The organism is Actinomadura sp. WMMA1423 (assembly GCF_006547145.1).
Taxonomy (GTDB): Bacteria; Actinomycetota; Actinomycetes; order Streptosporangiales; family Streptosporangiaceae; genus Spirillospora.
Window position 1 is genome coordinate 4,045,972 of sequence record NZ_CP041244.1, and the last position, 22,040, is coordinate 4,068,011.

Below are 22,040 nucleotides of genomic sequence, written 5' to 3' on the forward strand. Positions count from 1 at the left end.
CCTCACCAGGCGGAGACGCGCTCCGCGGCGAACTCCGGCTCGGTGCCGTCCGGGACGTCCAGGCAGTACATGGCGTAGGCGTGCTGGATCACCGGCAGCGCCACGTTCCGCACCCGCACCCCGCCGGACGTGAGGCCCTTCTCGGTGCCCTTGTGGGCGTGGCCGTGGATCGCCAGCGCGACGTCCGACGCGTCCACCGCCTCCCCCAGCAGGTAGCTGCCCAGGAAGGCGTGGATCTCCGGGGGCTCGCCCGCCAGGGTGTCCTCCGCGGGCGAGTAGTGCGTCAGGCTGATCCGGATGTCGGCGTCCAGAGCCTGGAGCGCGGCGGCGAGGCGGCCGGAGAAGTCCTTGGTGTGCCGGACGAACGCCTTCATCTCCGGCTCTCCGAAGTCGCTCGCGCTGTGGCCCTCGAAGCCGCCGCCGAACCCCTTGCCGCCCGCGACGCCGAGCCGCGCGCCGCCGCAGTCCAGGACCGTCCCGTCGCCTTCGAGGACGGTCACGCCGGCGTCCCGCAGCACCTCGGCGATCTCCTCCTCGGCGCCCGAGTGGTAGTCGTGGTTGCCGAGGACGGCGACCACCGGCACCCCGAGGTCGCGCAGCTCGCCCGCCGCGACCCGGCCCTCCTCGACCGTCCCGTGCCTGGTCAGGTCGCCCGCCACCAGGAACACGTCCGCCTGCTCGGCGAGCGCGGACAGCCGCTCCCGGTACGTCCCGGCCACCTCCGGTCCGACGTGCAGATCCCCTGCGGCCGCCACTCTGATCATGAGATCCGCTCCTCCCCGTCCGGCTCGGGCACCGCGACGACGTGCACCTCGTTGCAGATCCGGTGCCCCTGCGCCGCCGCGCGCGCCGCCCGCTCGACCTCCCGGCGCCGCTCCTCGCTCACCACCTCGCCGAGCAGGTGCACCACGCCGCCGCGCACGTCCACGCGGATGCCGAGCTCGTGGGCCTCCGTCGCCAGCCTCTCCTGGATGTGCGCGGCCAGGTATCCGCTCGTCGCCGGCACGTTCTCCGTCACAGCACGTCCTTCCTCACAACACGTTCTTCCTCACAGCACGTCCTCCTCGATGACTCCGAGCCGGACCAGCAGCGTCAGGAAGGCGTAGGCGTACGGAGAGTCGGCGGTCCGCGCGGCGACCCGCCGCCAGTCCACCTGCTCGCGCAGCGCGCGGCTCACGTGCAGGAAGCCGCTGAACTCGCAGGCCGTCTCGGTGAACGCCAGCAGCCGCATGACCACCAGGTCGGTGGCGGGCAGCACCGGCATGAACACCGCCTCGACCGACATCTCCTCGGCCCGGCCGAGCAGCGCGTCGTCCACCGGGCGGCCGGACGGGGTGTGGATGAGGTCGATGAGGTGCTCGCCGTCGTAGACCTTCTCCAGCCAGTTCTCCGGGCACTCCACGTGGGTCATTCCGGCGGCCGTGAGCGCGTCCACGGCCGCCCCCACGTCCCCTTCCCGGACGACGAAGTCGACGTCGTGCGTCGACACCGCCGCGCCCTGCGCGTACGCGGCGAACCCGCCCGCCAGCGCGTATCCGACATCCGCCTCGCGGAGGGCCGCCGCGGCGCGTTTCAGCGTCGCCGGCAGGCCGTCCGCCGCCTCGCCGGAGCCCGGCTCCGGCCTCACCGAGCCGCGCGGCGCGGCTTGCGGCTGTGTCCGCACGTCCTCCACCACATGCACTCCCGCTCACTAGGGGTCGCCGTGGCGGTACCCGTGGACGGGCGTGTCATGCCCGCGCCCTCATTCCGCGAGGCGGTAGGCGGCGGGGGGTGTGGGCGTCGTGCCGAAGCAGGTGGCCACGGGGTCCTCGACCGAGCACCAGCCGGGCTTGCGCACCGGCACGTATCCGGCGGGGACGCCCCGGTTCGCGATGATCGACCGGTAGGTCGGGACGCCGTCGGTCGGACGGCGCGCGAGGGACGGGTCGGTCAGCGCGTCCACCGTGTAGAGGCCGAACCGCGGCCGGTAGCTGCCCCACTCGTAGTTGTCGGTGAGGCTCCAGTAGTTGTAGCCCATCATCTTCACGCCGTCGGCCATCGCGCGCTGGATCCAGTAGATGTGGTCGCGCAGGTGGTCGGAGCGCGTGTAGCCGTCCTGGCGCGGCTTGCCGTTGTCGGTCGACATGCCGTTCTCGACGATGTAGATGGGCAGCTTCGGCAGCCGCCGCTGGTAGTTCTTGAGGACGTAGTACAGGCCCTCCGGCTCGGGGTCGATCTTCCAGAACTCGCCCATCAGCGCATAGGCCGCGGTCCCGTTCTGCAGGTTGGCGCCGTAGTAGTAGTCGATGCCGATGAAGTCGAGCTTGTCGGTCGCGTCGTTGAACAGGGCCGCGTCGAAGATGCCGTTGACGGGGGACCCGTAGGCGACGTTGCTCGACACCGGGGCGCCCGGGTCGACCGCGTGGATCATGTCGTAGGCGGCGCGGTGCGTCCTGATGAGGGCGTCGCGCATCTTCAGCATCTGCCCGAGGTCCATCGGACGGGCAGCCAGTTCCTTGTAGATGTAGGAACTCGCCTCGTTGAACGTGATCCAGACGACGCCCTGGCCCTTGTACCTGTCCACGATGAAGCGGGCGTTGCGGAGCCAGTCCTCCTGCGTCCGGGGGTTGTCCCAGGCGCCCTGGTCGGCCACCCAGCCCGGGTAGACCCAGTGGTCGAGCGTCAGCATCGGGCGCATCCCGTCCGCCTTGATCCGGCGGACGAGGTCGTCGTAGTAGGCGAGCGCCTCGGGATCGCGCTGACCGCGGCGCGGCTCTACGCGGGCCCACTCGATGGACGTCCGGAAGACGTTGGCGCCGAGGCCCTGGGCGAGCTTCAGGTCGCCGGGGTAGCGGTTCCGGAAGTCGACGGAGTTCCCGTACGGGTCGGTGACGCCGGAGGCCTTGCGGTCGGCGTACCTCGTCCAGTTGCTGTCGGGGAACGAGCCTTCGCTCTGGAAGCCGGACGTGGCGACGCCCCACATGAAGCCGGGCGGGAACTTGGCGGTGGCGGGGGCGGTGGGGGGTGCGGCGGGGGACGCGGTGGCGGGGGACGCGGCGGTCAGCGCGAGGGCGACCGACAGGGTGAGGGCCGAGAGGAGATGGGCGGGGCGTGCTCTGCGGGACCTGCCGGACACGGGGCTCCCTCCGGGGGCGGGACATGAATCTCCTTCGCATCACAGGTGCCGCACGGGCCCCCGTCAATGGCCGGACACGGCCAGATCCGGCAACCCCGCGGCACTCCCGGCAGTGCCGCGAATCACAGATCAATTAAGGAATCGCCAATTACTTGGCGGCCTGTGACTCACCTCACAATTCATGAAAGGCATCATTTACCGTCGCTGGCAGGGCGCTGGACCGCAGTCTCAAACGGACCGCCGCCACCACGGGATGGTGGCGGCGCGGTTTGCCGGACCTGCCGGGCACTGGCTAGCTTCCTGCTCGGTTCATGCGGCAATCTGGCCGCGAGGAATAACAGAACACGCACCCCGACGCGCGGCGGCGGCGCGCCCGGCCACCTGTGGGGAGGCCGGCGCGGACCCCCAGGTCGTCCCTCCCAGGGACCTCGCCCGGAAGCCGTCGTCGGACGCCGAATCCGTGCAGTCGAGAGGCACGGAACCGGAAGCGGCCACCATTCCCAGCGTTCTCCGCCAATGACGCTGCGAAATCGGTCGCGGTATCCCGAACCCACCGATAAATCCGGTGGGGTGACGGCTGCCCGGTAGGCATCGACCGCGAAGTCTGGAGACATTCTGCATACCCCTCGAAACCCCCTGAAGGCCGGACTGACCGTGGGCGGGCTCGTGCTGACCACGACCTCCGCGCTCGGCGCGTCCGTCCTGGTGGCCGGCCCCGCGTCGGCCACTACCCAGCGGGCGACGCGCGCGGCGGCACCGGCCGCGCCGGCGACCACCACGCTGACCGGCACCACGCTGACCAGCACCACGCTGACCAGCACCACGCTGACCAGCACTGCGGTGACCAGCAAGGTCAGCGCCAAGCAGGCCCGGATCGCCAAGCAGAGGAAGCGCGCGAACTACGCCGTGAAGTACGCGGCGAAGCAGATCGGCGACCCCTACCGCTACGGCGGCACCGGCCCCGGCTCGTGGGACTGCTCGGGGCTCGCCGGAGGATCCTGGCGCAAGGCCGGGGTGAAGCTCCCCCGGACCACCCAGCAGATCTACAAGGCCGTCCACAAGAAGGTGTCCTGGAAGGGCGCCGTCAAGGGTGACCTGCTGTTCTTCTACGGCGGCAGGACCCACATGGGGATCTACGTCGGCCACGGCTACATGATCCACGCGCCGAGCTCCGGCAAGCGCGTCAAGAAGATCAAGCTGAACGGCTACTACAAGCGCAACTTCCACGGCGCGGTCCGGCCCGGCTGATCGGCCGGTCCGCCGCCCCGGCCCCGTCTCGGGGACCGGTGCGCCGCCGCGGTGTGAACCCCCGCCTTCCCGCCGCGGCGGCGGACGCGTAAAGGACCCCGGCACCCCCCGGTGCCGGGGTCCTCGCGCGTTCGGCCCTCGCGCGTTCGGCCCTCGCGGGTTCGGGCTCTGGGGGTCAGGCGAGGACGGGGTAGTCGGTGTAGCCGTGCCGGTCGCCGCCGTAGAAGGTCGCAGGGTCGGCCTCGTTGTACGGGCCGCCGACCCTGATGCGGGCGGGCAGGTCCGGGTTCGACAGCCAGAGCCGCCCGAACGCCACCGCGTCCGCGAGGCCCTCCCGCAGCGCGTCGACGCCGGCCTCCGGCGTCCCCGAAGCCGGCCCGGGCAGCGGGTGCGGGTTGAGGATCAGCGTCCCCGGCCACTCGCCGCGGATCCGCCGGGTCTGCTCCCGGTCGTGCTCCATGACGTGCAGGTATGCGAGCCCCAGCGGCGCCAGGCCCGCGACCAGCGCCGAGTACAGCTCCGGCGTGTCGCTCTCGCTCACGCCGCCCGCGGTCGTGCCGGGCGAGACGCGGAAGCCGACCCGCTCCGGGCCGATCGCCCCGGCGACCGCCCGCGCGACCTCGATCCCGAACCTGGCGCGGTTCTCGGCCGTCCCGCCGTACTCGTCCGTCCGCCGGTTGCTGCCGTCCGCGAGGAACTGGTTGATCAGGTACCCGTTGGCGCCGTGCAGCTCCACCCCGTCGAATCCGGCCTCGGCGGCGTTGCGGGCCGCGTCCGCGAACTCCTCGAGGGCCTGCGCGATGTCCTCCCGGGTCATCTCGCGAGGCACGGGGTGGTCGAGCATCCCGTCCGGGGTGAACAGCCGCTCCCCGGTCGCGATCGGCGAGGGCCCCAGCGGCAGCCCGCCGTCCGGGTACAGGACGGGGTGCCCGACCCTGCCGGCATGCATGAGCTGGGCGAAGATGCGGCCCCCCTCGGCGTGCACGGCGTCCGTCACCGCCCGCCACGCCGCCACCTGCTCCTCCGAGTGCAGCCCGGGGGTGTCGACGTACCCCTGCCCCCGAACGCTCGGCTGCGTCCCCTCGGTGACGATCAACCCGGCGGCGGCCCGCTGCGCGTAGTACTCGGCGGTCAGCGGGGTCGCCAGGCCGCCCGCCGCGGCCCGGCTGCGGGTCATCGGCGCCATCACCAGCCGGTTGGGCAGATCCAGCTTCCCGACCCGCAGCGGCTCGAACAGTTCGTCCATCACGTCCTCCTAGCGATCAGCGGCGGCATTGTTCGCACTGGTCATGACGCTAGGAGCCCGGAGGTGCGGGGCGAATCCGTACAGTTTCGGTAGTGGGCCCCGTAGTTTGGAGACGTGCTCTACGGGCGGAGAACCGAACAGGAGCGGATCGCCGCGCTCGTCGCCGCCGCGCGCGACCGGCGGCGCAGCGGCGCCCTCGTGCTGCGCGGCGAGGCGGGCATCGGCAAGTCCGCGCTGCTCGACGGTGCCGCGGCGCTCCTTCCCCAGGACGGGACCGGCGCGCGCGTGCTCCGGGTCGTCGGGATCGAGGCGGAGACGGGCATCGCCTTCGCCGGCCTCAACCAGCTGCTCTGGCCCGTCCGCGACCGGGTCGACGCGCTGCCCGCCCCGCAGGCGTCCCCGCTCTGCATCGCGTTGGGACGTGAGAGCCCCGCTTCGGGCGGCACCGACCCCGTCCAGGACCGCTTCACCATCGGCCTGGCCGTGCTCACGCTCCTCGCCGACATCGCCGATCAGGACGGTCCGGTGCTGTGCCTGGTCGACGACGCCCACTGGCTCGACACCGCGACGCAGGAGACGCTCCTGTTCGCGGCCAGACGGCTCGGCGCCGAAGGGGTGGTGATGCTGTTCGCCACCAGGGACGAGGCGTTCACCGGCACGGGGCTGCCGGAACTGGTCGTGGGCAGGCTGGAGCGCGACGACGCCGAGCGGGTCCTCGCCGACCGCCGCCTGTCGCCTTCCGCCCGCGAGCGCGTCCTGCTTGAATCGGCCGGGAACCCCCTCGCGCTGCTGGAGTTCGCCGCGACCGGGGACGAGGCGCCGGACGGCCCGCACCCGCTCCCGGTCACCGACCGTGTCATCGCGTCCTTCCAGTCCCGGATCGGCGGGCTCACCGACAGCGCGCGGCTGATGCTGCTGGTGGCCGCGGCCGAGGGCCGCGGGCACATGCCGAGCATGCTCGCCGCCGCCGGCGCGCTCGGCGTCGGGCTCGACGACCTCGCGGAGGCCGAGCGCGCCAGGCTGGTCGAGGTGACCGGGCGGACGGTCGCCTTCCGCCACCCGCTCATCCGGGCCGCCGCCTACCAGGGCGCGCCCGCCGCGCGGCGCCTCACCGTCCACCGGGCGCTCGCCGACGCGGCCGACGACCCCGGCTGCCGCGCCCGGCACCGGGCCGCCGCCGCGCTCGCCCCGGACGAGGACGTCGCGGCCGACGTCGCCGCCGCCGCCGGACGCGCCCGCGACCGTGCCGCGTACGGGTCCGCCGCCGCCCTGTACCGGCAGGCCGCGGAGCTGTCGCCGGATCCCGCCGCGCGCGCCTCCCGGTTCGGCGCCGCGGCCGCCGCGAGCCTGCGGGCCGGGCGGCCCGACCAGGCCGGCGACCTCGCCGCGCGGGCCGCGAAGCTCACCGCCGACCCGGCCGGGCACGCGCGGCTCGGACGCGTCCTCGCCGCCGTCGAGTACGAGCGCGGTGACCCCCGCCTCGCCGCCCGCATGCTGGTCGAGCACGCGTCCCGCGCGGCGGCCGCCGACCGTCCCGCGATGCTCCGCGCCGCCGCCGGCTACGCCTGGACGGCCGGGGAGGCGCCCGCCCTGCACCGCGCGGCCGCGCTGCTTCCCGGCGAGGAGGCGCTGCGCGGCCTCGCCCTGCTGGCGGACGGCGACCACGCCCAGGGCCTGCCGCTGCTCGCCGGGGTGGTCGCCGAGGCCCGCGCCGGCGCGCTCGGCGCGGCCGGGAGCGCGGGCGGCCTCGGTCAGGCCGACGACGGAGACGGCGTCGAAGCGGCCCGTCTCGCCCTGATCCTGGGCGACGACGAGGCCGCCCTCGACCTGGCCGCCATCGAGGTCGCCCGCCTCCGGGGGCAGGGCCTCATCGGTGCGCTCCCGGCCGCCCTGCGGACGCTGGCGCAGGCCCAGCTCGCGGCGGGACTGCACACCGACGCCGAGTCCACCGCGTCCGAGGCCGTGGCGCTCGCCCGCGACACCGGCCTGCCGGACGCGGAGGGACGGTTCGGCGCCGTCCTGGCCCGGGCCGCGGCGATCGAGGGCGACGAGGTCCGGCTGCGCGAGCTGGCCATCATGGCCCCCGTTCCGGACGCGCGGCCGCTCGCCGCCGCGCGCGGCCTGCTCCACCTCGGCCTCGGCCGCCACGACGACGCGCTGCGCGGCCTGGACACCGACCGCCGACCCCGCAGGTCCGGCGCGGACGACATGCTCTCCGCGGCCGACCTGGTCGAGGCGGCCGTCCGCGCGGGACGTCCGGAACGGGCCCGCGCCGCGTACGAGGAGCTGTCCGCCTGGGCCGAGACGAGCAAGCAGCCGTGGGCCCTGGCCGTCGCGCTCCGGTGCGAGGCGCTCCTCGACGACGCCGAGGAGCCGTTCGTCCAGGCCGTGCGGCTCCACGACCGGTCGACGCGCCCGTTCGAGCGGGCGCGCACGGAACTCCTCTACGGCGAATGGCTGCGCCGCACCCGGCGACGGTCGGACGCCCGGGCCCCGCTCCGCTCCGCCGCCGAGATCTTCGAGCGGCTCCGTGCCGCCCCCTGGCTCGACCGCGCGCTCGCCGAACTACGGGCCACCGGCGAGGCCGGCACGGCGTCGGCACCGGCGGCCCCCGACCTGTTGGACCGCCTCACCTCGCAGGAACTCCAGGTCGTCCGGCTCGCGGCGGAGGGGACGAGCAGCCGCGACATCGCGGCCCAGCTGTTCCTCAGCCCCCGCACGGTCGAGTACCACCTCTACAAGGCGTATCCCAAGCTGGGGATCTCCTCGCGCAAGGAGCTGTCCCGCCTCATCCCGGAGCCCGCCACCTCGGGGGCCCCGCAGTGGACGCCGCCCTAGACGCCGCCCACTGCCTGCCCGTTACGTGACGGGAAGGGTCCTCGCGAGGAACTCCTCGGTGAGCCGCCAAGCGCGCGCGGCAGGCTCCGGCTGGTAGAACATCGGCGCCTTGCGGTTGTGGAACGCATGGCCCCCGTCCTCCTGGACGTGGATCTCCATGTGGTCCTTCTGCCCTACGGCCTGCTCCACCTTGGCGACGTCCTCACGGGAGATGTAGGCGTCGTCACCGCCGAAGTGGAACTGCGTTGGGGCCTGGATGGCGTCCAGCTGATCCAGCATGCCCGGCACACCCGACCCGTAGAACGAGACAACGGAATCGGCCTCGGCGTTGGCCGCCACCAGGTATGCGAGCGTCCCGCCGAAGCAGAACCCCAGGACCCCCACCTTGCCCACCTCTGGCAGCCCCTTGAGGACCCCCAGAGCCGCCACCGCGTCCGGCACGCCCTTCCCCCAGTCGAACTGGGAGACCATCGACATCCCCTTGGGCAGGGCCTCTTCGTTGTGCGCGGTCGTCCAGTTCGGCTCGATCCGCCAGAACATGTCGGGAGCCGCCACGACGTAACCCAGCGCGACCAGGTCCTCGGCGACCGCCTCCATGTATTCGCCCACACCGAAGATCTCCTGGAGGAGCAGGACACCGGGCCCGCGCGTCCCCCAGACCCGCAGGTCGAACTCACCGTCCGGAACGACGACCTTCTCGATATGCGTCATGTCAGCCGATGATGGCGTAAACCGCGCTGGCATGCGCGACGGTCCGGCCGTCGGCCGTCATGTCGATCTCCGCGAACGCCATCGTCCGGCCCAGCTTCGACAGCTCGGCGTGGACGAGCACGTCCCGTCCGGTCACCGGCCGCTGGAACGTCGTGCTCAGCTGCACCGTCGTCATCGGCACGAAGCCGCCCTTGGCCCCCGACACCGCCAGCACCACCGCCGTGTCGGCGGCCGCCATCAGCGCCTGCCCCGACAGCGCGCCGCCCTCCCTGGCGAGCCGGTCGGACCAGGGCAGCCGCAGCACCGCCGTCCCCTCCCCCACCTCCTCGGGGACGAGGCCCAGATCGAGCACCCAGGGCGCGAAGTTGTCACGGAGGATCTCTTCAGGCTTCAACGTCACCCCGTCATGATGCACGCTGAGGGCATGCACGAGGAGATCTTCCTGCCCGGCACCTACGCGGCCGGGGTCCCCTACGGGACCTTCGCCGAGCTCCGCGCGTCCGCACCGGTCGCCCGGGTCGGCGAACCGGCCGTCGGCCCCTGGCCCGCCGGCCCCGGCTACTGGGCGGTCTTCCGGCACGCCGACGTCAAGCACGTCCTGCGCTCCCCGGAGCTGTTCTCCTCCAACCTCGGCGCCACCCAGATCCGCGACCCGGACACCCCCGAGGACCTCGCCTTCGTCCGCGCGATGATGCTGAACCAGGACCCGCCGGACCACTCCCGCCTCCGCCGCATCGTGGCCGCCGCGTTCACCCCCCGGGCGGTCCGCGCCCTGGAGGACACGATCAACGAGCGGGCCCGGACCCTCGTGGCCTCCGCCCTCGGCGAGGACACCGACTTCGTCGAGCTCGCCGCCGACCTCCCCGTCTGGACGCTGGCCCACATCATGGGCGTCCCCGACGCCGACCGCCGCCTCCTCTACGACTGGGCGTCCCGCGTCATCGGCTACCAGGACCCCGACTATGCCGGCCTCTCCACCGCCGACGCCGCCTCGATGACCCCCATGGCCCGCGAGGCGATGAAGTACCGGACGACCGCGACCGTGCGCCCGGACGGCCGTCCCATCAACCCGCGCTCCTACACGGCCCTGGCCGACATGTTCGCCTACGCCCACGCCTTGGCCGCCGAGAAGCGCTCCCACCCGTCCGGCGACATCATGTCCCGCATGCTCGAAGGCGGCCTCACCGCCCACGAGTTCGAGAACATGTTCTTCCTCTTCGCCGTCGCCGGGAACGAAACCCTCCGCAACGGCATCCCGGGCGGCCTCCTCACCCTCCTCGACCACCCCGCCGAACTCGACCGCCTGCGCGCCGACCCGTCCCTCCTGCCGTCCGCGGTCGAGGAGATGCTGCGCTACTGGCCGCCGGTCATGGACTTCCGCCGCACCGCCACGGCGCCCGTCGAACTCGGCGGCCGGAAGATCGAGCCCGGCGACAAGGTCGTCGTCTACCACGCCTCCGCCAACCGCGACGAGACCGTCTTCCCCTCCCCCGACCGCTTCGACGTCGCCCGCACCCCCAACGACCACGTCAGCTTCGGCTTCGGCCCCCACTTCTGCCTGGGCGCCCACCTCGCCCGCACCCAGATGCGCGCCGTCTTCCGCGAACTCCTCCCCCACCACGTCACCCTCACCGGCACCCCCGTCCGCCTGGCCTCCAACTTCCAGAACGGCCTGAAGCACCTCCCCGTCCACCTGGCCCCCGCCCCCTAACCCCGTCGCGAACCCCCCGCCGATCTCGGTACCCTTGCCGAGACGGGTCGCTAGCTCAATTGGCAGAGCTCCGGACTTTTAATCCGTAGGTTGTGGGTTCGAGTCCCACGCGACCCACCACCCCTGACCGGGGAAAACACAGAAGATGCCCGGTTCGTCCCCTGCCGGACATGCCCCGGTTCGTCCCCGTGGCTGCTCGGTGGCAGCTCGGCGGCTCGGCCCGGGCCCTGCGTCACCCTTGGTAGCGCCTCGAACCGGAAACTCTCCGCCCGCCCAAGCCGGTAATGTCGCCCACAGGACCGGCGGCCAGGGCTGCCAGAGCAGTCAGTAACGCACCTCCGCGGGCGTGAGTCCGCAGGCTCGCACCCCGGCGCGGGCGGCACCATCGAGCCCTCCACACCAAGGCGGTCCTGATGAGTGACCGCGGTCAAGAACATGACACTGGCGATGGCACGCCTTCGGCCCATGGCCAGATTGCCCGCCTCCCGCTCCCAAAATCCCAGAGAGCGCGGGATCTGGCGTGAGCCCGGACCTCGGTGAGCCGCATTCGCGCCGCTCCGAATGTCGGAGGTCACCGCCATACTCAGAGCCCTGTGCACTGCGGAGTCGGGAGGCCGATCGACTGCTGACTGGTGCACTTCCCGATGTTGGCCGAGCGATCGGAGCGTGTTGAACGAGGAGCCGGAAGCGGCGCTGGCCTGCGATCCGTACCTGTTCGCGCAGGTGCGCGAAGCATTCGGGCGAGTGGTGTACAGCCACAAGACGCACGAGAAGCAGGCAGACATCTGTTTCCGCCGCCACAGGCTGCAGCATGCAGCGCTGACCGTCCTCACGGCGATCGGCTCCGGCACCTTCCTGGCCGCGGTGGTCGGCGCGCTGGGGAACCCGGCGCTAACCAGCCTCGCAACCTCGTTCATCGCGCTCCTAGTCGCTGCCATGAGCCTCGGCGCGAAGACCTTCAAGTTCGAAGAGGAGTCCGACGCCCATCGCAGGATCGCCTCTCAGCTGTGGGACGTCCGGGAGTCCTACATCTCGCTCATCGCCGACCTGATGTCCGGCACCGCCTCCGACGCGGAGGCCAGGGAGCGCCGCGACGAACTCCAGCGGGCCACGCGCGACGCGTACACCGACGCGCCCAGGACGAGCCCGAAGGCCTTCCAGCGGGCCAGCGAGGGACTGCAGCGCAACGAGGAGATGACGTTCACCTCCCGCGAGATCGACCTCTTCCTCCCCGAGGCGCTCCGGCTCGACGAAGGCGAGGGCTGATCATGAAGACCTCGGAGATCTTCGACACAGTGCTCGAAAACCTCAAGGTCGGCGATGCCGCCGCCGCGGTCGCCTCCCGCAGGGACGAGATCACAAAAGCGCTGAACAAGGACTTCAGGGCCAAGGACGGATGCACCGACTACAGACTCATGGTGGGCTCATACGGTCGGCACACCGCCATCAAGGGCGTGTCCGACCTGGACATGATCTTCATCCTCCCGCCCGGGCTCCGCTCCGCCTACGCCAGCGACACGGGCCCGCGGAGGATCCTCAACAGAGTCAGGGACGCCCTGAAGGCGCGCTACCCCAAGACTGACATCCGCGTCGACCAGTGCGTCGTGCGGGCGCGGTTCACCAGCAACGCCTTCAAGTTCGAGGTCCAGCCGGCCTTCCAGAACGACGACGGCAGCTTCGACTACCCAGACACGGTCGCCGAGGACTGGAAGGTCACCAAGCCGCGCGCTGAGATCAGCGCGACCAAGGAGTGCAACGACCGCACCTCGACGAACATGCGCCACCTGGCGAGGATGACCCGAGCGTGGAAGAACGCCAACGGAGTGAATATGGGCGGCCTGCTCATCGACACCCTGGTACACAACTTCTTCTCACAGACCGACGACTACGACTCGGCAGGTACGGGCTCGTTCGACCTCATGGCCCGCGACTTCTTCGAGTTCCTCAAGGACGAGCCCGACAAGAATTACTACCTCGCGCTGGGCAGCAACCAGCACGTGAAGGCCAAGGCTCGGTTCCAGCCGAAGGCCAAGAAGGCGTACAACAACGTCCTCGAGGGCATCGCGGACAAGGGCAAGGCCGCTGCCAACAAGAAGTGGCGCGAGGTCTTCGGGACGTCCGTGCCGCTGGCCGTCAGCGAGGCGTCCCTGGCATCCAGGGACACCGAGCAGTTCATCGAGGACCTCTACCCGGTCGACATCACTGAGTCGGTCGACATCGACTGCGAGGTCACCCAGAACGGCTGGAGGCCGACCAGGCTGCGGGAGATGCTGCGCACCAAGGCGCCGCTCATGGCGGACAGGAGCCTGAAGTTCATCGTTACCAGTTGCAGCGTCGAGCCTCCGTACACGCTGAAGTGGAAGGTGCTCAACCGCGGCCCGGAGGCCGAGCGCCGGAACATGGTCCGGGGCCAGATCGTCGACGCAAGCGGTCCGAACACCCGGGTGGAGCACTCCGACTTCAGAGGCGACCACGTCGTGGAGTGCTTCGTCATCAAGGACGGCGTCGTCGTCGCTCGCGACCGCATGGACGTACCAATCAGCAACACGAGGGGGACCTAGCCTCATCCCCCGTTTCGGGGCGTCGATGCCCCAGCCTGCCTCCGGCCCGCGCGGCACGCACGGCCGACGCCCACACCTCGGCGTCGACGAGCAGATGCTGCGCGGTGGAGCCGCCTGGCCGACTCCTCGGCCCCAATCGGCACCCGTAGGACTCCCTCGGGAACGCGTAGTTCTGGTCGTGCGCCATCACCGCAACAAACTCGAAGATCCTCGCCGCACGAATCCTGTGCGTTTCCTCGACGTCCTCGGCTGGAATTCGACGCGCTCGAGGTCGGCTTGCAGCGACTCGTCGTCCGCGTGCTCCGCTGCGGGTCAGGCTGACGGGGGCTCGCCTCTCCGCACTCGACCGTCCATGACGCCCCCGTAACGAGCGATCCGGGTCGGCCGCGTCCAGGCGTCTGGTGGTGGCCGTGCATCCGCGGTCGCTTCCGTGTGGCCTCGTCGGTCGACTCCGTGTGGCCGCCGTGATCGACAGTGGCCGGGGCTGGCCAGAAGAACCCCCGGCGGCGCGTCGTCGCCGACCTCGAGGTCCGTAGCGGCTCTGCCGCGCGCGAGCGTTCCGCCTGGAGGTCGCCGCCGCGCAGTCGCCGTCCCTCTCGGAGGAAGCGGATCTCGTCGGGGCATTAACCGCCCATTCTCCCGTTCAGGCTGAATGGACGGTCAGGTCCGTAGCGTCAGTCTCCGCTGGGGAACACCGCTTTGAATAGGTCGGCCGCGTCGATGCGTTCCCCGGTCGGCACCCGGAACTCGCCGCTGGTCACGGCATCGTTGCCGTCCTCGGTGAGGACCCAGGTGACTTCCACTGAGCTGACCTGGGGATCCCTCGTGACGATCACGTAGTCGTCCTGGTCGCTCGTCCACGGCATGTTTGGACGGAACGACTCCGGAGTTAGCACGACTTCGGCGTCCTCGCCGCGATTGCCCCAAGCTACGGGATAGTCGCGTGGGAGTAGTCGAAGGCTAGAGTAGTCCACCGCGGGCTGGAAAGGATCATGCGATCGTAGTACGGGTTCGACTGCCTTCTCGAAGTCGGCGTCTCCCGGATCGAGGTGATCGAACAGTTCACAGCCATGGAAAGTCACAATCAGGTGCGGCTTGGCGACAAACCTGTCGCGGCTGACCACGCGGACACCAACACCCGACAACCCGACACCCAAAAAGTGCTCGCGACCTTTCGCAATGTGCTCGGTCTTCCCATTCCGCCACACGGCCAGGGCTGCCTCCCGCTCCGCAGCCGACAGCGCTCTTGGACTGCCGAAGACGCTCGAGGCCAGCCGGATCGTTGCCAAGGCGGAGGTGTCCTCCGCGAACTCCGGCTGCCTGCTGAACTGCTCCTCTTGGTAGTCGCGCAGGCTCTCCAAGACCTCTTCCACACGATCGACCCTGCAGATCGAGCCGAGCACCTCCACCTCGAGATCGATCGGCGGCTTCCCACTGCCACGGGCGCGTTCGACAAGGGCCAGAACTTCTCCAGAGCGGGCAGGCCGCGTGTTGCTGGTGCCCCGCACGTAGATCGCGCCGTCCTCAAGGTTGTCGCGGCGGTCTTCCCCCTGGAAATTCTTGTGGCATGGGAAGATCGTCTGCCCTTCCTGCGGTGGCTGGGCTATAACGAACAGCACCTCTTTGTCGGCGCCCACGCCGACCCTCCCGAACTCGAACGCCGGGAACTGCGGCCCGAGGTAGGGGCGGAGTCGATCCTCGAGCTCATGGGCCTCGACGCCTCGGTCCACCCCGGGCGCTTTGCCCTTCTCTGCCCCGATGACAAGCACTGCGTAGCCGTGGAAGTGCCGAGCGGCCTCCTGCGGACGACGGTTGGCAGCGCCGAGCAGGAACTTGGCGACCTTCGCGGTGCCGACCTTGCTCTTGACGTCGAGGCTGCTTTTGACCTCCAGGTAGGTAGTCTCGGCCTCGTCGCCGACGGCAATCACGTGGCCCAGGATGCTTCGGAGGGCACGCTCCCCGAGAGGGACCATGCCGGTGTCCAGTGCGGAGCGGCCGGAGCCCGAGTCGTCGGAGCTCACATGTTCATCAGGCATGGGGGAATTCTCCCATTCACCGCCGCTCGCTGTGGTCAACTCAAAGCCGACCTGCTGCCTCGTCGATAGCGGCCTCATAGAATGCGTCGGCTAGCGCCACGATGACGCTGGGGATCGCAGGGCCGTCGGTGAAGAAGTAGTCGGCCATGGTGTTGTGCGCCTCTTGGTTGTCGGTGATGGCCTGTGTGACGGCGGACTGGAAGTCCTGCGACTCCATGAACTGCTTCTTCGAGTTCACCCGGGTCTGCTGGACCAGGTCCGGGTCGGCGAGCAGGCGCTGTACGAGGCCCTGCACAAACTCCCGAATCTGGGACTCGGCGAACGAGTCGGCGCCGAAGAGGTCGTTCATCTTGTCGATGACGACCTGGAGCGCGACGTACTTCGGCTCCTTCTTGACGCCGGTACCTGCTGAGCTGATCGCCTTCAACTCGCCGTCTCCGGTCAGCGAGATGTTGACGGCGATCTTCTTGGTGTGCTTCACCCCGACCAGGACCACGTCGGAGAGGTCGACGTCGGCGCTCCAGGAGGACTCGGCGATGACCTTCTCCAGGAGCCGGAGGAAGATCGAGAGCATCTCCATGAACGGGTCGCCGTAGTCGACGATCTGGCTCATGAAGTCATACAGCCGGACATAGGTGGAGACGTCCTTGCGGAAGAGGTCGAGGGTGTTGAGCGTGACCTTGTCCTCGGCCTCGATCGCTGCCGCGTAGCGGCGCCGGAAGTCGTGCTGGGCGGGGCTGATCGCCGCCGAGAGCGCATTGTTGCCCTTGCGGGTGACCCACAGCTCAGCGACGTGGCGGACCTGCTCCTCGGTGTAGATCCCCGCCTGGGCGAGCTTGTTCGCGAGGTGGACGACGATGTACGGGTCGGTCTCGGTCTCCAGGGTGGCGTTGGTGAAGTACGGCTCGAAGGCGGCCCTGATGTCGTCGGGCTTGTTGGCGAAGTCGATGACGAAAGTCTTGGTCTTCTGCTCTCCGCCGGCGGTGCGGTGGGTGCGGTTGAGCCGGGAGAGCGTCTGCACGGCGGTCACCCCGGAGAGCTTCTTGTCGACGTACATCGCCGAGAGCAGCGGCTGGTCGAAGCCGGTCTGGAACTTGTTGGCAACCAGCATGATCTTGTACGTCTCGCCCTTGAACGCCGCGGCCAGGTCGGTGCCCGCTCCGGGGTTCATGGTGGCCTCGGTGAACTCGTCATCCTTGGACGGCGTCGGCCCCCAGTCCTTGCTCCACTCCTCGTTCTCGGCCATTGGCACCGATCCGGAGAAAGCGACCAGGGTCTGGTAGTTGTACGACGCGTCCTTGGCGGCCCGCTTGGCGATGTAGGCGTCGATCGCCTTCTTGTACTTCACCGCGGCCTTGCGCGAGTCGGTGACGACCATCGCCTTCGCCTTGCCCTCCAGCAGGTGGCCGACGTTGGTGTGGAAGTGCTCGACGATGATCTGCACCTTCTGGCTGATGTTGGTCGGGTGCAGCTGTACCCACCGCATCAGCCCCTTGCGCGCGGCCGACTCCTCGACCTGGCCACCGTCGCCGCTCTCGGCCTTGCCGGCGATCTTCAACGCGGTCTCGTAGGACTGGTAACCCTTGAGCACGTCGAGGATGTAACCCTCCTGGACCGCCTGCTTCATCGAGTACAGGTGGAACTCGACCGGCTTGCCGTCCGGCCCCTTGCGGCCGAACAGCTCCAGGGTCTTGTTCTTCGGCGTCGCGGTGAAGGCGAAGTAGGAGATGTTCTCCGAATCGGCCCGCTCGGCCATCTCCGCGGCCAAGACCGCCTCGACGTCGACCGGGCCGCCGTCCTCGATCTCCTTGATCTCCTCGGCGGTCAGGACCTGCTTCAGCTTCGAGGAGATCTGCCCCGACTGTGAGGAGTGCGCCTCATCAGCGATGACGGCGAATCGCTTGCCCTTCAGGCCGGCGTTGGCCCGGATCTCGTCGAGTGCGTACGGGAAGGTCTGCACCGTCACCGCGATGATCAACTCGCCGTTCTTTAGCGCCTGGGCCAGCAGGCCGGACTTGGACTTCGCACCGGCCTTACGTACGTCCTCGGGGCTGATCGTCGCGACGATCTTCCTGCTGCCGTCGATCTGCCGGATCGCATCCTGGAGCTGCCCGTCGAGCACCGTGCGGTCCACGACCACGATGACCGAGTCGAAAACCTTCTCGTCGTCGACGTGCAGCCGGGCGAGACGGTGCGCCGTCCAGGCGATCGTGTTCGTCTTCCCCGACCCCGCGGAGTGCTCGATCAGGTAGCGCTGGCCGACCCCCTCCTCAGCCACGGCGGCCACGATGTTCGTGACCGCTTCCCACTGATGGAACCGGGGGAACAGCATGCTCGTACGACGCACCGATGTGCCGGTGGAGACGTCCCACTCCTCCTTGGTCTCCACGATCATCAACCGGCCAATGATGTTGAGCCAGGCGTGCTTCTCCCAGACCCGCTCCCACAGGTACGCCGTCGCCGACCTCCCGTCCGCACCGGGCGGGTTCCCGGCGCCTTCATCGAAGCCGGTGTTGAACGGCAGGAACTGCGTCTTCTCACCCTCCAGCCGGGTGGTCATCGCGGCAAGGTCGTTGGAGACCGCGAAGTGGACCAGCGCCCGGTGCCCGAACGACAGCAGCGGCTCCCGCCGACCGTTGGTCAGCGGGTTGCGCTCCTTGCGGTACTGCTGGATCGCCTCGTTCAGCGACTGGGTGAAGTCGGTCTTCAGCTCCACCGTCGCGACCGGGAGCCCGTTGACGAAGAACACCAGGTCGATGCTGCGCTGATCGGCCGTCGAGAAATGCACCTGACGCATCACCCGGACCCGCATCGCCGCATAGTCTGCGTTCGTTGTCGCGTTCAGGTTCGTCTCCGGCCGGAACTGCGCCATCTTCAACCGGCCACCGCCGATGTACTGCACCCCGGTTCGCAGGATACTCAGCATCCCGCCACCGTGCTCCAGCGGCTTATCGAGGGCCGTGCTCAGCACGTCGAGGAATTTAGACCGAGATCCGGCTGCCTTCAACGCCTTCTCGTACCTCAGCTTCTGGGTCGCCTCTAACCACGCGAACAGGTCCTCGGGGAACAGCGCCCGCTCCCGGTCATAACCGTTGTCGTTGGTCGAGTACAGCCAGCCGTTAGCCGTGAGGTACTCGCAAATCTCGGTTTCAAAGACAGCCTCCTTGTGGTCAGCCATCAGGCCACCTCGCGTACGTCGATCTGGCCCGTGACGGCGGCCGCAATCAGGGCCACTCGGCGCTCACGAGCGAGTTCGATGAACCGCTCTGTCTCTTCGATGAGTTGAGAGATCTTTGCAGTCTGCTCATCCAAGTGGTCTGCGAGACGGCGCTGTTCATCGACGGCCGGAAGCTTCACAACCAGTTCGCGAATGTCCCGCTGGGAGATCTTCTGCATCGAGTGGCTCATGCCTTTCGATGCCGCACTGATTTGTACTCGCATGCTTGGCGAGGCAAGTGCATAGGCGACGAACGACGGATCCGCGTCAACTGTCAGGGAGATGGCGTAGGTGAGGTCCGAAAGAAGCAACCGTGGGTAGTCGCCATCGACTACGGCAGCGGCTCCTACCAGGTCCTTAGTGTTTGAACGAGACATAACGAGTTCACCCCGCCGAACCGCAAACTCTGGCCGCGGAGCCTCGTCGTCAGGGAGCCTCTTGTTCTCCGCAGGATCGAAGCGTCCGGTATTGGCACATCCGACTTTCAGGACACCCCACTCCGAGAGGCCATCCGCTGGCCAACTCTCGCAAGTGGGACTCCAGCCCTGACGAATCGTCTCAATGACCCTCCGCAACTCTACTTGCGCGCCGTTCGAGGTTGCGTGCGCGATAACGGCAGTTCGTCGCTCACGAAGAAGCTTGATGAGGTGTTGTTCCTCGTCGATTAGCGTGTCGATGCGGGCGGTCTCGCGGTCGAGGTAGTCGGCGATGGCGCGCTGCTCTTGGAAGGGCGGAACAGGGACAGCCAGGGTGTTGAGCTGCGCTGTTCCGATGCCAGGTTGTGCAGCTGTTTGGGAGTACTGCCCGAGATTCATCACCTGTAGGAGATAAGCAAGCCAGCGAGCTTCGACCGTGGCCGTAGGGCGCGCAACGATCGCATGCTCCGATGCCCAGAAGTCACCCGACACAAGATGCACGTTGCCGCACAACGCACCCTGCCGCCCGATCAGGATGCATGTTCCTTGGTGGGTCTTCGCCTCGGTGTAGCCGCGGAGACCGTTGCCGCCATAGACTGGATAGGTCCCCGTTGACTCAATCGAATCGGCGGTTATTGCCTCCCCTGCCTGCATTCCTGGCACGATGTACTTCAGTTTCGACTCGGACCAGTCAAGCGGAAGGGCGAGCCCTTGCAACCAGCCGATCCTTGTGGACCCCATCTCCCGTGCAGGTGTCATCCTTCCACATCCTTCAGCAGGTCTATGATCTTGGCTACCTGCTTCTCCAAGTCAGCGTCGATTTCGGCGAGGGGTCGGGGCGGCACGTACTTGTAGAAGTGGCGGGTGAAAGGGATCTCGTAACCCGTCTTGACCTTGCCCCAGTCGATCCAGGCGTCAGATACGTGAGGCTTTACTTCAGTGTCGAAGTACAGCTGGATGACCTCGACCTTTCCCGCAGGTCCGGCGGTCGAGCCGCCATAGGTAAAGGGCACGTTCTCGGTGTCGCGTTTCTTGGAGTCGGGCTTCGGCTTGCCCTTGCGATCCACAACCGGCTTGCCGTCCTCACCCAGCAATGGACGCTCAACGGTAATGGCCCAGTAACCGAACTCGTCATTACGCAGCACCTTCGAGAAGTTCGGATCGGCGTCGGTGAAGTCGGCGTACAGACGGAGCACTTTTGCGCGATCAGTGTCGCTGAGTTCGCGGTTCTTGCTGCCGAGATTCTTGCGCATCTTCGTCCAGAACGAACTGCCGTCAATGAGCTGGACCAAGCCCCTGCGGTCGGGGTGCTTAGTGTTGTCGAGGATCCAAATGTAGGTAGCGATGCCGGTGTTGAAGAACATGTTAGTCGGCAGAGCCACGATCGCCTCGACCAAGTCGTTCTCCAGAAGCCACCTGCGGATATTCGACGGGCCGGACTCTGCGGCGCCGTTGAAGAGCGGCGAACCGTTCATAACGATCCCGACCCGGCCGCCGCCGTCCTCGGGGGCGCGCATCTTGTGCGCCAGGTGCAGCAGGAACAGCATCTGCCCGTCTGAGGTGGAGGGCAGGCCCGGCGCGAATCGGCCGTACGGGCCGGCGGCGTCGCGTTCCTTGGTGACGGCCTTGGCGTACTGCTTCCAGTCGACGCCGTACGGCGGGTTGGACATGCAGAAGTCGAACTGGCGGCCCTTGAAGGCGTCGTCAGTGAGCGTGTTGCCGAAGGCGATGTTGGACGCGTCGTGGCCCTTGGCGAGCAGGTCGGACTTGCAGATCGCGTACGACTGGGGGTTGTACTCCTGGCCGAACAGCCTCAGCCGGGCGTCCGGGTTCTGCGCGAGCAGGTGCTCCTCGGCCAGGGCGAGCATGCCGCCGGTGCCGGCGGTGGGGTCGTAGAGCGTGCGGACGATTCCTGCCTCGGTCAGGTCGGCGTCCTTCTCGGCGAACAGCAGGTCGACCAGCAGCCGGATCGCATCGCGCGGCGTGTAGTGGTCACCAGAGGTCTCGTTCGCGGCCTCGTTGAACTTGCGGATGATGTACTCGAACGCGTCACCCATGTCGGCGTTGGACACGACATCGGGGTGCAGGTCGACGGCGCCGAAGGACTTCACGATTTCTCGCAGGAGACCGGCCTTCTCCAGGGCGATGATCTCCTTCTTGAAGTCGAAGTACTCGAACACATCGACATCGGCGGAGAACCGGTCGACATAGTCGACGAGGTTGTCCTCGAGCCCGTCCGCGTCCTGCAGCAGGTTGGCGAAGCTGTACTTCGAGGTGTTGTAGAACGGACGGCCAGTGGCCTTCTTGACCTCGATCCGGAGCCGGTTCGGGTTCTCGTATGCCGCAGCCAGTTCCCGGACAGTCTCGCGGTCCGGCTCCAGGATGCAGTCGAGGCGTCGGAGGATCGTGAACGGGAGGATCACGTTCCCGTACTGGTTGGGGCGGTAGGGCCCCCGAAGCTGGTCAGCGATCGACCAGATGAAACTACCGAGCGTGCTCACAAGGCTCCTCACGAGGATCACTCAACGTGCATGGCTGTGCCAGCCCCGCTGGGGAAGTCACCCTCCCCAAAGGCAACATACGTCCGCTGACGGGGCGTCATGAAGCCATCCTTACGCGCCCCGGTCTCGCATGGGTTGGTGAGTCAAGCGGAATGTTAGGCCCGCCCGTACCGTAGCGGAGGGGGCCGACACAATACGCGGGCAACGAGAGATCAGGCAGAACTCCGCCTCGGACAGGCTGCACGCTATCGGGCCACTTTGGACCATCGCGGACGATGCCCAGATCCGGTGCGGGCAGGTACCAGTGTCGTCTGAGGCTTGGTAGTCAAGGAGACGGTCAACGGTCTTTCGTCAGGTCTGCACGCGCGCACACCGCCTGAGCAGGACGAGCCGTGGCGTATGCGCCCTCGAAGTCGGCATCGCCGTCGCGACCGTAGACG

16 protein-coding genes and 1 tRNA gene are annotated in these 22,040 nt (G+C 68.6%); 6 read left to right on the forward strand and 11 right to left on the reverse strand.

What is annotated here, in order from left to right; genetic code table 11:
- Positions 1–2: 2 nt before the first annotated feature.
- From FKD65_RS18735 to FKD65_RS18745, 4 genes are all read right to left on the reverse strand, one after another.
- Positions 3–764, reverse strand: a complete 762-nt coding sequence (locus FKD65_RS18735; RefSeq protein WP_141578725.1) for a metallophosphoesterase — start codon at positions 762–764, stop codon at positions 3–5.
- On the reverse strand, positions 761–1,018 hold the full coding sequence (locus FKD65_RS44950; protein WP_240810232.1) for a BON domain-containing protein: 258 nt from the start codon (positions 1,016–1,018) through the stop codon (positions 761–763). Before FKD65_RS44950 ends, FKD65_RS18735 begins: the two co-directional genes overlap by 4 nt.
- A 30-nt stretch (positions 1,019–1,048) precedes the next feature.
- The gene (locus FKD65_RS18740; protein ID WP_240810233.1) at positions 1,049–1,663 is read right to left on the reverse strand and encodes a nucleotidyltransferase family protein; all 615 of its coding nucleotides are present in this window, start codon (positions 1,661–1,663) and stop codon (positions 1,049–1,051) included.
- A 78-nt stretch (positions 1,664–1,741) separates the two neighbouring features.
- Entirely contained in the window at positions 1,742–3,115 is a 1,374-nt protein-coding gene (locus FKD65_RS18745) for a family 1 glycosylhydrolase (protein WP_141578726.1), read from the reverse strand.
- A gap of 654 nt (positions 3,116–3,769) precedes the next feature.
- Between FKD65_RS18745 and FKD65_RS18750 the strand changes: the two genes are divergently transcribed.
- Positions 3,770–4,363 carry a C40 family peptidase gene (locus FKD65_RS18750; RefSeq protein WP_240810234.1) on the forward strand — a complete coding sequence of 198 codons (594 nt, stop codon included), beginning with the start codon at positions 3,770–3,772 and terminating at the stop codon, positions 4,361–4,363.
- 175 nt (positions 4,364–4,538) lie between these two features.
- Here FKD65_RS18750 and FKD65_RS18755 read toward each other — a convergent pair whose 3' ends face one another.
- On the reverse strand, positions 4,539–5,609 hold the full coding sequence (locus FKD65_RS18755) for an alkene reductase (RefSeq protein ID WP_141578727.1): 1,071 nt from the start codon (positions 5,607–5,609) through the stop codon (positions 4,539–4,541).
- A gap of 114 nt (positions 5,610–5,723) precedes the next feature.
- Here FKD65_RS18755 and FKD65_RS18760 point away from each other — a divergent pair, with 114 nt between their 5' ends.
- Positions 5,724–8,447, forward strand: coding sequence for a LuxR family transcriptional regulator (locus FKD65_RS18760; protein ID WP_141578728.1), 2,724 nt, complete (start codon positions 5,724–5,726; stop codon positions 8,445–8,447).
- A 21-nt stretch (positions 8,448–8,468) separates the two neighbouring features.
- On the opposite strand, the gene FKD65_RS18765 is transcribed toward FKD65_RS18760, so the two are convergent.
- Positions 8,469–9,158 (reverse strand): dienelactone hydrolase family protein, encoded by a 690-nt coding sequence (locus tag FKD65_RS18765; protein WP_141578729.1) that lies wholly within the window; start codon positions 9,156–9,158, stop codon positions 8,469–8,471.
- A gap of 1 nt (position 9,159) precedes the next feature.
- Positions 9,160–9,558, reverse strand: a complete 399-nt coding sequence (locus FKD65_RS18770) for a PaaI family thioesterase (RefSeq protein WP_141578730.1) — start codon at positions 9,556–9,558, stop codon at positions 9,160–9,162.
- Positions 9,559–9,582: 24 nt separating this feature from the next.
- On the opposite strand from FKD65_RS18770, the gene FKD65_RS18775 reads away from it, so the two are divergent.
- From FKD65_RS18775 to FKD65_RS18790, 4 genes are all read left to right on the forward strand, one after another.
- Entirely contained in the window at positions 9,583–10,869 is a 1,287-nt protein-coding gene (locus tag FKD65_RS18775) for a cytochrome P450 (protein WP_141578731.1), read from the forward strand.
- A gap of 44 nt (positions 10,870–10,913) precedes the next feature.
- Positions 10,914–10,989, forward strand: a tRNA-Lys gene (locus FKD65_RS18780).
- A gap of 546 nt (positions 10,990–11,535) precedes the next feature.
- Positions 11,536–12,135, forward strand: coding sequence for an SLATT domain-containing protein (locus FKD65_RS18785; protein ID WP_240810235.1), 600 nt, complete (start codon positions 11,536–11,538; stop codon positions 12,133–12,135).
- Positions 12,136–12,137: 2 nt separating this feature from the next.
- Positions 12,138–13,430, forward strand: a complete 1,293-nt coding sequence (locus FKD65_RS18790; protein ID WP_141578733.1) for a nucleotidyltransferase — start codon at positions 12,138–12,140, stop codon at positions 13,428–13,430.
- Positions 13,431–14,104: 674 nt separating this feature from the next.
- Here FKD65_RS18790 and FKD65_RS18795 read toward each other — a convergent pair.
- Genes FKD65_RS18795 through FKD65_RS18810 form a run of 4 tightly spaced genes read right to left on the reverse strand, consistent with a single transcriptional unit; the run spans position 14,105 to position 21,600 of the window.
- Positions 14,105–15,466 (reverse strand): hypothetical protein, encoded by a 1,362-nt coding sequence (locus tag FKD65_RS18795; RefSeq protein WP_141578734.1) that lies wholly within the window; start codon positions 15,464–15,466, stop codon positions 14,105–14,107.
- Between the two features lie 40 nt (positions 15,467–15,506).
- Positions 15,507–18,644 (reverse strand): type I restriction endonuclease subunit R, encoded by a 3,138-nt coding sequence (locus FKD65_RS18800; RefSeq protein ID WP_141578735.1) that lies wholly within the window; start codon positions 18,642–18,644, stop codon positions 15,507–15,509.
- Positions 18,644–19,858, reverse strand: coding sequence for a restriction endonuclease subunit S (locus FKD65_RS18805; protein ID WP_141578736.1), 1,215 nt, complete (start codon positions 19,856–19,858; stop codon positions 18,644–18,646). Before FKD65_RS18805 ends, FKD65_RS18800 begins: the two co-directional genes overlap by 1 nt.
- On the reverse strand, positions 19,855–21,600 hold the full coding sequence (locus FKD65_RS18810; protein ID WP_141578737.1) for a class I SAM-dependent DNA methyltransferase: 1,746 nt from the start codon (positions 21,598–21,600) through the stop codon (positions 19,855–19,857). The genes FKD65_RS18805 and FKD65_RS18810 overlap by 4 nt, the downstream gene beginning before the upstream one ends.
- Between the last annotated feature and the right edge of the window lie 440 nt (positions 21,601–22,040).